At 66.7% G+C, this 12,629-nt stretch carries 14 protein-coding genes; 8 read left to right on the forward strand and 6 right to left on the reverse strand.

Annotated elements, in window-relative coordinates; all coding sequences use genetic code 11:
* Positions 1-20: 20 nt before the first annotated feature.
* Entirely contained in the window at positions 21-731 is a 711-nt protein-coding gene (locus OG225_RS34495; protein ID WP_405178970.1) for a YoaK family protein, read from the reverse strand.
* 168 nt (positions 732-899) lie between these two features.
* Between OG225_RS34495 and OG225_RS34500 the strand changes: the two genes are divergently transcribed.
* The 3 genes from OG225_RS34500 (at position 900) to OG225_RS34510 (ending at position 4,355) form a co-directional block, all read left to right on the forward strand.
* Entirely contained in the window at positions 900-1,832 is a 933-nt protein-coding gene (locus OG225_RS34500) for an acyl-CoA dehydrogenase family protein (RefSeq protein ID WP_405178971.1), read from the forward strand.
* A gap of 646 nt (positions 1,833-2,478) precedes the next feature.
* Positions 2,479-3,504 (forward strand): ATP-binding cassette domain-containing protein, encoded by a 1,026-nt coding sequence (locus OG225_RS34505; RefSeq protein WP_405178972.1) that lies wholly within the window; start codon positions 2,479-2,481, stop codon positions 3,502-3,504.
* A complete protein-coding gene (locus OG225_RS34510) occupies positions 3,501-4,355 on the forward strand; it encodes an ABC transporter permease (RefSeq protein WP_405178973.1) in 855 nt (284 codons plus the stop codon). The genes OG225_RS34505 and OG225_RS34510 overlap by 4 nt, the downstream gene beginning before the upstream one ends.
* A 4-nt stretch (positions 4,356-4,359) precedes the next feature.
* Here the strand turns inward: OG225_RS34510 and OG225_RS34515 are convergent, their stop codons facing one another.
* Complete coding sequence (locus tag OG225_RS34515) at positions 4,360-4,563, reverse strand: hypothetical protein (RefSeq protein ID WP_405178974.1); 204 nt, start codon at positions 4,561-4,563, stop codon at positions 4,360-4,362.
* A 149-nt stretch (positions 4,564-4,712) separates the two neighbouring features.
* Here OG225_RS34515 and OG225_RS34520 point away from each other — a divergent pair, with 149 nt between their 5' ends.
* Positions 4,713-5,243 carry a peptidylprolyl isomerase gene (locus OG225_RS34520; protein ID WP_405178975.1) on the forward strand — a complete coding sequence of 177 codons (531 nt, stop codon included), beginning with the start codon at positions 4,713-4,715 and terminating at the stop codon, positions 5,241-5,243.
* Between the two features lie 8 nt (positions 5,244-5,251).
* Entirely contained in the window at positions 5,252-6,124 is an 873-nt protein-coding gene (locus OG225_RS34525) for a rhomboid family intramembrane serine protease (protein WP_357780196.1), read from the forward strand.
* Between the two features lie 56 nt (positions 6,125-6,180).
* Here OG225_RS34525 and OG225_RS34530 read toward each other — a convergent pair whose 3' ends face one another.
* On the reverse strand, positions 6,181-6,642 hold the full coding sequence (locus OG225_RS34530) for a PH domain-containing protein (protein ID WP_405178976.1): 462 nt from the start codon (positions 6,640-6,642) through the stop codon (positions 6,181-6,183).
* Positions 6,643-6,741: 99 nt separating this feature from the next.
* Positions 6,742-7,005: a cell division protein CrgA gene (crgA, locus tag OG225_RS34535; RefSeq protein ID WP_109523237.1), complete on the reverse strand. Its 264-nt coding sequence runs from the start codon at positions 7,003-7,005 to the stop codon at positions 6,742-6,744.
* 206 nt (positions 7,006-7,211) lie between these two features.
* On the opposite strand from crgA, the gene OG225_RS34540 reads away from it, so the two are divergent.
* The 3 genes from OG225_RS34540 to OG225_RS34550 all read left to right on the forward strand — a co-directional run bounded on the left by OG225_RS34540 (position 7,212) and on the right by OG225_RS34550 (position 9,096).
* The gene (locus OG225_RS34540) at positions 7,212-7,856 is read left to right on the forward strand and encodes an aminodeoxychorismate/anthranilate synthase component II (RefSeq protein ID WP_216911482.1); all 645 of its coding nucleotides are present in this window, start codon (positions 7,212-7,214) and stop codon (positions 7,854-7,856) included.
* On the forward strand, positions 7,853-8,545 hold the full coding sequence (locus tag OG225_RS34545) for a RibD family protein (RefSeq protein ID WP_405178977.1): 693 nt from the start codon (positions 7,853-7,855) through the stop codon (positions 8,543-8,545). The genes OG225_RS34540 and OG225_RS34545 overlap by 4 nt, the downstream gene beginning before the upstream one ends.
* Positions 8,546-8,670: 125 nt before the next feature.
* A complete protein-coding gene (locus OG225_RS34550; RefSeq protein WP_405178978.1) occupies positions 8,671-9,096 on the forward strand; it encodes a deaminase in 426 nt (141 codons plus the stop codon).
* 119 nt (positions 9,097-9,215) lie between these two features.
* On the opposite strand, the gene pknB is transcribed toward OG225_RS34550, so the two are convergent.
* Together pknB and OG225_RS34560 are read right to left on the reverse strand one after the other, a co-directional pair.
* Positions 9,216-11,123: a Stk1 family PASTA domain-containing Ser/Thr kinase gene (pknB, locus tag OG225_RS34555; RefSeq protein ID WP_405178979.1), complete on the reverse strand. Its 1,908-nt coding sequence runs from the start codon at positions 11,121-11,123 to the stop codon at positions 9,216-9,218.
* Positions 11,120-12,616: a protein kinase domain-containing protein gene (locus OG225_RS34560; protein ID WP_405178980.1), complete on the reverse strand. Its 1,497-nt coding sequence runs from the start codon at positions 12,614-12,616 to the stop codon at positions 11,120-11,122. Before OG225_RS34560 ends, pknB begins: the two co-directional genes overlap by 4 nt.
* Between the last annotated feature and the right edge of the window lie 13 nt (positions 12,617-12,629).

The raw sequence follows: 12,629 nt of genomic DNA on the forward strand, positions 1-12,629 counted from the left end.
TGTGCGGCATTCCGGATGGGTTATTCGTTGGTCAGCGGTCCGTGGATGTCCAGGTGCAGATAGGTGTACCCGGTCACGATGATGCCGACGACGGTGGCGGTGATGAGCATTGCCCAGCCCGCGACCATGAGGCTGAGGAGACCGCCGGCGAAGGCGCCGAGGGCGAACGCGGCGTACAGCAGGAAGTAGTCGAGCCAGTCGGCGTAGGTGCCGCCGCTGATGTGGCGTTCGATGCCCTGACCCATTTTGACCAGGGTGCCGGTGACGTAGCTCAGGGGGATGGAGACTTCGCCGTTCTTGACGAACGAGGTGTTGAGCGCGCCGACGCCGAAGGCCACGAACAGGATCGGGACGAATTCGATCCGGGGCGACGAGGTGATTTCGTACATCACGATGTCGATGATCGAGGCCGCGGCCAGGCAGGCGGTGGTGAGCAGGGTGGGGCCGTGCGGATGTCCCGACCAGAAGTGTCTACGGCACAGCGAGGAGACAACGACGCCGGACAGGAATGAGCCGAGTAGCAGGGCGGCGGCGACCGCGACGTCGGTCTCGTCGTGGAAGTGGCCGAGGACGGCCCGCTCGGTGTTGCCCGTCATGAACGTGACGAAATATCCGGCGGTGTGCATGAACGCGGCCGCGCCGATGAGTCCGGCGAGTGCGGCGAGGACCCACGACAGTCGAGCGTCACTGTCGTAGAGCGCTTTTCTGCGGACCTCGTCCGGCTGCTTCACAGTGCGGACTCCTTCCTGGACGGTTGACGTATCCAGTGAACCGTCTCGGCTCGAATATTCGCCGAGGGAACGCCGGGGGATGTCTCGGTATTTGCCACGGGTCGGAACGTGGACGGGAAGATCACGCACAGCAGCTCTCGCGTCCGCGCGCACGGGTTACCGTGAACTGTGAGATCTGTTTTCGATCACGTACTGACAGCGCCCATCGATGAGGCACCGCTGGGGGGCGCGGCGCAGGCATGGTCGAGACATCAGATCGGAACGCGGGAATTCGACAGTCCGCTGGACGCGGCGATCGTCGGCGGATTCGGCGCGGACCGGCTCGATTACGCCTTTCTCTCGGGATACCAGGAGGCGATCCGGGCGCTGGTCCCCGGGCTCGCGGCCGCGGAGATGGTCGCGGTCTCCGCGACCGAGGCGGGCGGCGCGCATCCGTCCGCGATCGAAACGGTCCTGGTCGAAACCGCTGACGGGTGGAAGGTGCGTGGCATCAAGACCTTCACGACTCTCGCCGCACTGGCGCGACGACTGGTGGTGATCGCGCGGACCGGCGTGGACGCGAGTGGGCGCCGGAGCCTGCGCGCGGCGTTGGTGACCGTCGACCAGGCGGGCGTCACGGTCACCGATCGGCCGCCGCTCTCGTTCGCACCCGAGATCGGCCATGCCACTGTGACATTCGATGACGCCGCGGCCGAACCGCTGCCGGGGGACGGGTACGCGGATTTCCTGAAACCCTTCCGCACGATCGAGGACGCGCACGTGCTGGCCGCGGCGCTGGGCTGGTTTGTGCGGGTCGGACGGCGGGCGGGATGGGCGCATTCGACCCAGCAGCGGCTACTGGCTTCGCTGGCCGGGTTACGTGGACTCGAACTGTCCGACCCGACCGCACCCGGTCTGCATATCGCGCTGGGTGGTCTGTTCGAGGAGGTCGATCGGCTGTCGGTCGAACTGGAAGAGCAGTGGGCCCTGGTCGATCCGGTGGTCCGGGAGCGGTGGGAGCGGGACCGTCCGTTGCTGACGACGGCGGGGCGGGTCAGGGCGCAGCGGTTGGAGACGGCGTGGCGCTCGGTGCGCGATCGGGCCGAATATTCGGAGGAGTGACCTGCCCCGGAAATGGGGAGCGGGCCTCGGCGAAGGGGGGGAGTTAGCCGAGGCCCGCGTAAGGTCGGCCCGGGGGGGAGGGGCCGACGTGAACGATCCTACGCGATGATCCACGTTTGTGTGTGCGTGGCGATGACCACTCCGGAAGTTTTTCGGGTGCTGTTGTTCCGGTCTTTCCGGCGGGTATCGCCATAGGTTCGGCCCCCGGTCCGAAGCCTCCATTCGGAAGCGGCTATACGTTTGCCAAAGACGTTGTGTTGCACCGATTTACGTTGGGAAATGTGCCTTCGACCGGGCGATGTCCCAAACATTCGATGCGTGCCGACCAGTCGCTGGATGCCTGTCGTCGGACCGGATCCGGCTCGAGATCCGACAGAATTTCGGGAGCCTTCTGCGTGTCGCGGGAGGGCCGGGCATGCCGTGCCCGGCCGCGATCCGGCGAACCTGTCGTACCCCGGTGCCATCATGTGCGCGTGCTCACAAGGATGGCTTCCGGCACGAACAAATCGGATGAAATTGTCCGATTCTCGGACAATACTGACTCCGGTATCGGTCGGATGTCCGATCCTGTGCCACCGCTTCGACGCTTCTGTGTCGGACGCTGTCCGACCATCGTCATCGAGAACACCCGAACGTCAGGAGAATCATGCCCGACGCAATAGTCGCCGAGGGTCTCGTCAAACGCTACGGTCGACTCGTCGCCCTCGACGGACTCGACCTCGCGGTGCCGGAAGGCACCGTCACCGCACTTCTCGGCCCCAACGGCGCGGGCAAGACCACGACCGTCCGGGTGTTCACCACCCTGCTCGTTCCGGACGAGGGCCGCGCGACCGTCGCGGGAATCGACGTGCTCGGCAATCCACAGGCCCTGCGTTCCCGGATCGGCGCCTCGGGTCAGTACGCCGCCGTCGACGAATACCTCACCGGATTCGAGAACCTCGAAATGGTGGGGCGGCTGTATCACATGGGGGTGCAGCGCAGTAAGGAACGCGCGCGCGAACTGCTCGAACGATTCCGGCTCAGCGATGCCGCGGATCGGCCGGTGAAGGGCTACTCCGGCGGTATGCGCCGCAGGCTCGACCTCGCCGGTGCGCTCGTGGCCAATCCGCCGGTCCTTTTCCTCGACGAGCCGACGACCGGACTCGACCCGCGGGCCAGGCTCGATCTCTGGGATGTCATCGAGGAACTGGTCGCGGGCGGAACGACACTGTTGCTCACCACGCAGTACATGGACGAGGCCGATCGCCTGGCCGACGCCATCGCCGTCATCGACCACGGCAAGGTGATCGCCCGCGGCACCGCGGACGAACTGAAAACCCTCGTCGGTGGCGACCGCATCGAACTCACGGTCGACCACGCCGACAAGCTCGGCATCGCCCAGCAGGCGCTGAGCGGTCTGGCGGACGGCGAGATCCAGGTCGAACCGGGTCTGCGCCGGATCACGGTGCCCGTGAGCAACGGCTCGCAGGCGCTGGTGGACGCGATCGGTCTGCTGGCCAAGGACAACATCAAACTTCACGATGTCGGGCTGCGCCGTCCGTCGCTCGATGATGTCTTCCTCACTCTCACCGGACACGAAGCCGAGGAGAGCCTGAGCGGCGCCGCCGACGATCGTTCCGGTCGCGCCGACACCGAAGAACTGCTCGACAAGACGGAAGGAAAGGTCAGATGACCACGGCCACCGCGACCGAGGAGCTTGCACGGGCAGGCTTGGGGGAACGGCTCGCGATCGTCGTCAGCGACAGCGTGACGATCGCCAAACGCAATGTCATCAAGATCAAACGCGTTCCCGACGTACTGATCTTCTCGACGATGTCGCCGATCATGTTCGTGCTGCTGTTCGCCTACGTCTTCGGCACCGCCATCCAGGTGCCGGGTATGGAAGGCGGCTATCGGGAATTCCTGATCGCGGGCATCTTCGCCCAGACCGTGGTGTTCGGCGCCACCTTCACCGGAGCCGGACTGGCCGAGGATATGCAGAAGGGCATCATCGACCGATTCCGATCGCTGCCGATGGCTCCCTCGGCGGTACTGGTCGGCCGCACGGTCAGTGACGTCGTCATCAATGTGGTCAGTCTGGTCGTCATGTCGCTGACGGGTCTGCTGGTGGGATGGCGTATCAGGGGTTCGTTCCTGGACGCGGTGTTCGCCTACGTATTGCTGCTGCTGTTCGCCTACGCGGTGTCCTGGATCATGGCCGTCGTCGGCCTGCTGGTTCGTGCGCCGGAGGTTTTCAACAACGCCAGCTTCATGGTGATCTTCCCGCTCACCTTCCTGGCCAACACCTTCGTGCCGCTGGAGAATCTGCCGACCGTCCTGAAGGTTTTCGCCGAATGGAATCCGGTCTCCGCGGTCACGCAGGCGACCCGTGAGCTGTTCGGCAACACCAGTTCGGCCGTGCCGGTCTCCGACGCGTGGCCCATGCAGCATCCGGAGATCGCCACCCTGGCGTGGGTGGCGATCATCCTGGTGGTGTTCGTGCCGCTGTCGCTGCGTCAGTACAAGCGGACCGTCAGTCGCTGATCGGTCAGCGACCGCTGTCGGCGCCGGCTCCCGCCACGGGGGTCGGCGTCGACCCGTTGCGGGAGTAGCCGATCCGGGGCGGTGCCGCGGCGGGCTCGGGGGTCTGCGGCCGCTTGCTGCGAACCAGCCAGGCCACGCCACCGGCCAACGCGACGACGACCGCGGCAATCAGAGAACGTGTGGGTACCTGCAAACGCCTCGAGGTCATTCGACCACTTTGGCACAACCGGGTGAACCGCGCTTCAGCCGCAGGTACCCGGGGCGACAGCGCCGCACGACTGCCCGTGAACTCCACGCGTGGCGTCACCACTGCCCGGTGCGCGGGTCCGCCACCGGTTCGTGATTAGCATTGGCGGGGTGACCTCACCGATTCCTACCGCCGGTGCGACGCTGCACACCAACTACGGCGACATCGAACTCGCGCTCTTCGGCAACCATGCCCCGAAGACGGTGCGGAACTTCCTCGGCCTCGCCGACGGCTCGGCTGCCTACACCACCGAGAACGCGAGCGGGGGCAGCACCGGACCGTTCTACGACGGCACCACCTTTCATCGGGTGATGGCGGGTTTCATGATCCAGGGCGGCGATCCGACCGGAACCGGGCGCGGCGGACCCGGCTACGAGTTCGCCGACGAATTCCATCCGGAACTCCGTTTCGACCGCGCCTACCTGCTCGCCATGGCCAATTCCTCGCGACCCAAGACCAACGGTTCGCAGTTCTTCATCACGCTCGGCCCGCAGCCGCATCTGAACCGCAAGCATTCCATTTTCGGCGAGGTCGTCGACCCCGGCTCACGCAAGGTCGTCGACGCCATCGCGGCCGTGCCGACGGATCGCAACGACCGGCCCAAGGAGCCGGTGATAATTTCCCAGGTCACGATCGAATAGATGGTCCGATGAATCCTCAGCCGCCCGCACCGACATGCATCCGCCACCCCGATCGCGCCACCGGGTTGGCGTGTACCCGATGCGGGCGCCCCTCCTGCCCGGAATGTCTGCGCCCGGCCGCCGTCGGTCAGCACTGCGTCGACTGCCTCGGTCAGGATCAGCGCGCCGCGCCACGGATGCGCACCGTCGCTGGCGCGGCGGTGGCCCGTTCGGCGATTCCGTACGTGACCTATGCGCTCGTCGCGGCCAATATCGTGATTTTCGCGATCACCGTGGTGCAGTCGAGGAGTCTGGTCGACAACTACTACGGGTCACCGCTGTTCGCGCACTGGATGCTGGTGCCCGATCTGGTGGCCCACGGCCAATGGATTCGCGTCCTCGGGGCGGGCTTCCTGCACTGGGGGCCGCTGCACCTGGCGATGAACATGTTCGCGCTGTGGGTGGTCGGCCGAATTCTCGAACCGGCGCTGGGGCGGACGCGCTATCTCGCGGTCTACCTCGTGGGTCTGCTCGGCGGTTCGGCGGCGAGCATGATCTTCCAGGACTCCAACGCCGCCGCGGCGGGAGCGTCGGGTGCGGTCTTCGGTCTGTTCGGAGCGATCACCGTATTTCTGATCCGGGTGCGACAGAATCCGAATCAGATGTTGATTCTCATCGGTATCAACGTCTTCATCAGCTTCTCGGTCCCGGGAATCTCGCTGTCGGGACATCTCGGCGGCCTGCTGGCAGGCACCCTCGCCGCACTCGGTGTGCTCTTCGTCCCGGAGTGGTTGCGCGCGACTTCCCAGGAGGCCGTGCGCAGTATCGGATGGGCCTCGATCGCGGTGGTCGGCCTGGTCGACCTGATCGCGATCGGGCTAGCCGCCGCGGCGCTCGCCTGACCGAAGTCGACGTTTCACGTGAAGCAATCGCATGCCGGGCGGGTCGGTCACCGTGACTACGAGGAGGGCAGGGTGGCCAATCCGTGGGCGAGCAGGGCGTCGAAGACATCCTCGGGATGAGTGCCCAGGTCCCAGCGGCCGAATATCAACAGGCGTTCGGCGCCGTTCTGATCGCGGACGTCGATCTCGAGCATCGGCATCTTGCGCCCGAGGCGCCGGTAGCCGACCATACGCACGCGCACCAGCTGGTTCGGCGTGTACTCGGTGGGGCCTGCCAGATTCCTGATCACGAGCCGAGGGCTCGGTCCCGGCACGATGGCCAGCCGAGGACGCTGCCGGAAGCCGAGGGTCGCGAGTCCGGCAAGGCCGAGCGCGGCCAACGCGATGAGAAAACGACCGGCGTTGTCGTTGCTGAGGACAGCCGCGCCCGCGAGTATCACCGCGCCGACCGACACCGCGTACAGCGCGGAGGTGGGCGTCGCCCACGCGAGGCGCTGCTGCGGGTATTCAGGAGTCACGCGGCGATTTCCCCAATCGTTCCTCGAGTTGTCCACAGGGTCATCCACAGGTGTGCATGAATAACACGTCTGTAATCAGGTGGTCGAATCAGGGTCGGATCAGCGCCATCGCATGGTCATGATCAGGCCGATCACCATCAGACCGAAGCCGATGAGGAAGTTCCAGGCTTCCAGATCGCTCATCCAGCTGATCTGGTCGCCCGCCAGGTAGTACACCAGCAGCCAGACCAGTCCGGCCACCATGAAACCGAGCATGACCGCGACGTACCAGACCGGAGACGGCCCGGCCTTGACCTTCACCGGAATCCGGCTCGCGGGGTTGATCGTATAGTCGGCCTTCTTGCGGACCTTCGACTTAGGCATGACGTCCTCGTTATCGGCGTGCGGGTCGGTACCGGCGGGGCGGATTCGGATCGAATTATGCATCGAACGCGCTCGCCGCGGTGACCGATCCGGTGGCAGCCGGATGCGGCCCGGGACGGGGCTCGGGTGCCCACCGGTGTGGTTCCAGGCTATCTCGAGTGGTAATGCGTGCGACGCCCCGAGGGGTGGCCACGTAACCTCGTACCATGCGTGTACTGGTCGTCGACAATTACGACAGCTTCGTATTCAACCTGGTCCAGTACCTCGGCCAGCTGGGAGTCGACGCCGTGGTCCGGCGCAACGACGACCCGGAATTGGACGATCCCGACGCGGTCGCGGCCGAATTCGACGGCATCCTGATCAGTCCGGGGCCGGGTTCGCCGGACCGGGCGGGCGCCAGTATCGCGCTGGTACACGCCTGCGCCCGCCTGGCGACACCGCTGCTGGGCGTCTGTCTGGGGCATCAGGCGATCGGCGAGGCCTTCGGCGCGACCGTCACCAGGGCGCCGGAACTGCTGCACGGCAAGACCAGCTCGGTGTTCCATGTCGGCTCGGGCGTGTTGGCCGGGCTGCCCGATCCGTTCACCGCGACCAGGTATCACTCGCTCACCGTGCTCGAGGACACGCTGCCCGAGGAGATCGAGGTCATCGGACATACCGAATCCGGCATCGTGATGGCCGTGCGACATCGCACGTTGCCGATCCACGGTGTGCAATTCCATCCCGAATCGGTCCTCACCCAGGGGGGGCATCGCATGCTGGCGAACTGGCTGGAGGTCTGCGGCGCGCGTCCGGCCGAGAAACTGGTCGAAACGCTCGAGGCGGAAGTCGCGGCGTTGGTGTTGCAATGAGCGCGGCGACACGTCCCCACGTGCTCCTGTCGGTGGCCGTCAGCCTGGACGGCTATATCGATGACGCGAGCGACGAACGGCTGCGACTGTCCGGCGACGCGGATTTCGATCGAGTCGACGAGGTCAGGGCCGAATCGGACGCGATCCTCGTTGGCGCGCAGACCTTGCGTCGCGACAACCCGCGACTGCTGGTGAAAAGTGTCGAGCGCAGGGCGGTCCGCCGGACCGCGGGAAAACCGGAATATCCGCTGAAGGTGACGGTCACGGCGACCGGCGATCTGGACGCCGAGTTGAGGTTCTGGCACGACGGCGGCGCGAAACTCGTCTACACCACCGATGCCGGTGCGGCGACACTCGGTGATCGTCTGGCCGGACTCGCCGAGGTGGTGCCGCTCGGTCCGGATATCGATCTCGGTGCGCTGCTCGACGACCTGGGCGGGCGCGGCATCGAGCGGTTGATGGTCGAGGGCGGCACGGGTATCCACACGGCTTTCCTCGCCGCGGATCTCGCCGACGAACTGCACGTCGCCGTCGCGCCGATCCTGGTCGGGGACGCGGAGGCGCCGCGATTCCTCCACCCCGCCGAATTTCCCGGCGGAGCCGGACGCAGGCTGGATCTGGTCGACGTCGCCCGGGTCGGCGATATCGCGCTGCTGCGTTACGCGCCGCGAGCCTCGGTGACCGGATGACCTTCTACGATCCGGCACGCCTTGCCCGCGGTTCGGTCGGCCCGTCGGCCGAGCGGTCGAATCATCGGCCCGCGGATTCGGCGAGCGTAGACAGCGCGGACCGATCCGCGGCCGACCGTCGTCACATGCTCGAGGCGATCGAATGGGCGCGCCGGTGTCCGCCGAGCGAGACGGCGTTCTCGGTGGGCGCGGTGATCGTCGCCGACGGCGCGGTGCTGTCCACCGGGTACTCGCGCGAGACCGACCCGAAAGTGCACGCGGAGGAAGCCGCGCTGAACAAACTCGATGCCGACGATCCACGTCTGGCCGCCGCGACGATCTACAGCACGCTCGAACCCTGTTCGCAGCGTGGCACGGTCACCAGGTCACCCTGCACCGACCGGATTCTCGCGGCCGGGATTCGGCGGGTCGTCATCGCCTGGCGTGAACCGTCGACCTTCGTCACGAATTGCGTCGGGGTGGAGAAGTTGCGCGAACACGGTGTGACCGTGGTCGAGTTGCCCGACCTGGCCGAGGCCGCGATGTCGATGAATCGGCACCTCGAGTTGTAGTCGGATGGCGGCGCGGGTCGTGGTGGCCTCGGCGCGAGGACTTCACGTGCACCTCCGTGAACGAACAAGGCCCGGTGACGCAATCCTGCGCGACCGGGCCTTTCGAACAATCGCGGTGCCTACGGCGGACCGAGCACACCGGTCGTGATGGTGATGGTGCCGGTCTTCGACACCGAGGAGCCCGTCGTCGGCTGCTGACTGAGGATGCGGCCGATACTGCCCGTGTCGAAGGTGCCCTGGGTGTTCTGGTTGATCTGGCTCACGCTGCCGGTCCAACCCGCCTGGCGCAGGCGATCCAGCGCCTGGGTCGGGGTCAGTCCGACGAGGGTCGGCATGGTGATCTGGTCACCGCTCGAGACCTGGACGATCACCGGGGAACCCTTGTCGGCCATGGTTCCGCCCGCCGGATTCGTCGAGATCACCTCGCCCTTGGGCTTGGAGGACGCCACCTCCTGGATGGTGACGGCGAAGCCCGCGCTCTCGACCAGATTCGGCTGGGCGATGCTGATGTCCTGGCCGACGACACTGGGCACCTTGACCTGCTCGGGCCCCTTGCCGATGTAGACGATGACCGCCTGGTCCACATCCACCCTGGTACCCGGGGACGGGTCGGTGCCGACCACCTTGTCGGTGTCCTGCTCGCTGGATTCGCGACGTTGCACGGTCGGATCCATCCGCAGGCCCTTGGAATTCAATTCCTGTTCGGCCTGCTGCTGGGTCAGCCCGTCCAGCCGTGGGACCGGCACCTGCGCCGGGCCCGACGACACCTGAACGGTGACCGTGCTGCCCTCGTCGATCCGCGATCCGCCCAGCGGCTGGGTCGAGATGACATTGCCGGTCGCGACTTTGCCGTCCGGTTTCTGCTGGATAGCCACCGTGAAGCCGAGCCGCGACAGGGAGTCCTGCGCCTGCTGCTGCGATCTGTTGGACAGATCGGGCACGGCGACCTGATCCGGCTTACTTCCCGGCCCGATCAGCACCCAGAAGAGGCCGAAGATGACCGCGAGTCCGGCGGCGGCGCCGAGGCCAAGGTAGGCGGTGCGCCGCGGCGCGTTCTGTTCGGCGGGTTCCTGTTCGGCGGTGTCGTCCCTGCGCTCGACGGTGCGGAAGCTCCGCGGCGGGGGCTCGTTGGAGCCGAAGACGGTGGTGCGGTCCTCGTCGGTCATCACCATCGGCGCGCTCGGCCGCTGTCCGCCGAGCACCCGGATCAGATCCGCGCGCATCTCGGCGGCGGTCTGGTATCTGTTGGCCGGATTCTTGCTCATCGCCTTGAGCACGACGGAATCGAGCTCGCGCGGCACGCCGTTGTAGACGTGCGAGGGCAGGCGGGGGTCCTCGCGCACGTGCTGGTAAGCCACGGCGACCGGTGAGTCACCGGTGAAAGGCGGTTCGCCGGTGAGAATTTCGAACAGCACGCAGCCGACCGAGTACACGTCGGAACGGGCGTCGACCGTCTCGCCGCGGGCCTGTTCCGGCGAAAGGTATTGCGCGGTGCCGATCACGGCGGCGGTCTGGGTCATCGGATTGGAGGTGTCGGCAAGCGCTCTCGCGATACCGAAATCCATCACCTTCACCGCACCGGCGCGGTTGATCATGATGTTGGCCGGTTTCATATCGCGATGCACGATTCCGGCCTTGTGGCTGAAATCGAGTGCGGCGCAGACGTCGGCGACGACCTCCATGGCGCGGCGCGGCGGCAGCGGACCCTTACCGCGCACGATATCGCGCAGGGTGTCGCCGTCCACGTACTCCATGACGATATAGGGGAGCGGACCGCCGTCGATCTCGGCTTCGCCGGTGTCGTAGACCGCGACGATGGCCGGATGGTTGAGCGCGGCCGCGTTCTGCGCCTCGCGTTTGAAGCGCAGGTAGAAGGTGGGATCGCGAGCGAGGTCGGCGCGCAGCACCTTGATGGCGACATCGCGGCTCAGCCGCAGATCTCGCGCCTTGTGCACCTCCGACATGCCACCGAAGCCGATGATCTCGCCCAGCTCATAGCGGGAACCGAGATTCTTCGGGGTCGTCATGGTTGTCCTTGCGAGGAAGTGGGCGGCGCACTGCGGGTACCGGAGGGGCCTCGGGCACCACTGGGGGCTTCGGAGAATGGTAAGGGGAGCGTCGGGAACCAGGTCCGCGTCGTCGTCGGGCTGGCCGTCTTGCTCGTCTTGGTCGTACTCGGCGCCGTACTGGTCGGCGGCGCCGTCGTCGGTTCCGGCGTTGTCGTCGGAGGTTCGGTGGTGGTCGGCTCCGGCGTTTCCGTGGTCGGCGGCGGCACGGGCGGCTGCGCCCTGGTCGTCGTCGGTTCGGGCGCCGTGGTGGTCGGCGGTTTGGTCGGCGGGGCGACACTCGTCGTGACCGGCGTTCGTGTCGGATTCGGGTTGGTGTCACCACCGAACAGCATCCAGAGCGCGGCGCCGCAGAGCACCACCGCCGCCGCGCCGAGCACGGCCAGCCATTTCTGCGTTCCGGTCCACCCCTGGTCGCGCACGGGCGGCCGACCGCCGGGTGCGCCCGGATTCATCGCCGTCGGCGCGACACCCGCGGCGCCGACCGCGCCGGTCTGCGGGCCGTAACGGTTCGAACCGTCGTGCTGTCCCGCGGACATGACCACGGTCGGCCCCGGCGGCAGCACCCGGGTCGCACCCTCGGTCACGGGCCCACCGGCCGCGCCGTGCGGTGTCGGCGGACGGTGACCCGCTCGCACCGCCGCGACGGCATCGGCGAATTCGCCGCCGCTGGCGTAGCGCCGGTCGGGATCCTTGCCCATGGTGATCTCGATGAGTTCACGCACGTTGGGGGGGAGATCTTCCGGCATGGGCGGCGGTGCGTCGCGAACGTGTTTCATCGCGACGGTGATCGCGCCGTCGCCGCTGAACGGACGCATACCCGCCAGCACCTCGTAACCGACGACGCCGAGGGAGTAGACGTCGCTGGCCGAGGTGGCGTCCTCGCCGACCGCCTGCTCCGGGGCGATGTACTGCGCGGTGCCCATGACCATGCCGGTCTTGGTGACGGGGGAGGCGTCCACCGCCTTGGCGATACCGAAATCGGTGATCTTCACCTGACCGGTCGGCGTCACCAGGATGTTGCCCGGTTTCACGTCGCGATGCACCACGCCCGCGGCGTGGGCCACCTCGAGTGCGCGTCCGGTCTGTTCGAGCAGATCGAGTCCCTGGACCACGGAGAGCCTGCCGAGCCGGTTGAGCACCGTGTTCAGCGGTTCACCCTGGACCAATTCCATGACCAGATAGGCGGTTTCGCCCGCCGACGGATCGTAGGTCTCGCCGTAGTCGTAGATCCCGGCGATACCGGGATGATTCAGCTGGGCCGTGGTCTTGGCCTCGGTGCGGAATCGTTGCCGGAAGGTCGGGTCGGCGGAGAACTCGGCCTTGAGCACCTTGACCGCCACCCTGCGGTCGAGCCGGGTGTCGAGTGCCTCCCACACCTGGCCCATACCGCCCGTGGCGATGAGCCGTTGCAGGCGGTAGCGGTCCGCGACCATCGCACCGTTGTTCAGCATCGGGGCCCCCGTA

Source organism: Nocardia sp. NBC_01377 (genome assembly GCF_045040005.1).
Lineage (GTDB): Bacteria > Actinomycetota > Actinomycetes > Mycobacteriales > Mycobacteriaceae > Nocardia > Nocardia noduli.

What these genes read in the sequence shown, in the direction of transcription:
- pknB (WP_405178979.1), bottom strand. Translation starts at nt 11,123, where the DNA reads ATGACGACCCCGAAGAATCTCGGTTCCCGCTATGAGCTGGGCGAGATC.
- OG225_RS34560 (WP_405178980.1), bottom strand. Translation starts at nt 12,616, where the DNA reads ATGCTGAACAACGGTGCGATGGTCGCGGACCGCTACCGCCTGCAACGG.
- OG225_RS34525 (WP_357780196.1), top strand. Translation starts at nt 5,252, where the DNA reads ATGAATCCTCAGCCGCCCGCACCGACATGCATCCGCCACCCCGATCGC.
- OG225_RS34515 (WP_405178974.1), bottom strand. Translation starts at nt 4,563, where the DNA reads ATGACCTCGAGGCGTTTGCAGGTACCCACACGTTCTCTGATTGCCGCG.
- OG225_RS34550 (WP_405178978.1), top strand. Translation starts at nt 8,671, where the DNA reads ATGCTCGAGGCGATCGAATGGGCGCGCCGGTGTCCGCCGAGCGAGACG.
- OG225_RS34505 (WP_405178972.1), top strand. Translation starts at nt 2,479, where the DNA reads ATGCCCGACGCAATAGTCGCCGAGGGTCTCGTCAAACGCTACGGTCGA.
- crgA (WP_109523237.1), bottom strand. Translation starts at nt 7,005, where the DNA reads ATGCCTAAGTCGAAGGTCCGCAAGAAGGCCGACTATACGATCAACCCC.
- OG225_RS34540 (WP_216911482.1), top strand. Translation starts at nt 7,212, where the DNA reads ATGCGTGTACTGGTCGTCGACAATTACGACAGCTTCGTATTCAACCTG.
- OG225_RS34510 (WP_405178973.1), top strand. Translation starts at nt 3,501, where the DNA reads ATGACCACGGCCACCGCGACCGAGGAGCTTGCACGGGCAGGCTTGGGG.
- OG225_RS34545 (WP_405178977.1), top strand. Translation starts at nt 7,853, where the DNA reads ATGAGCGCGGCGACACGTCCCCACGTGCTCCTGTCGGTGGCCGTCAGC.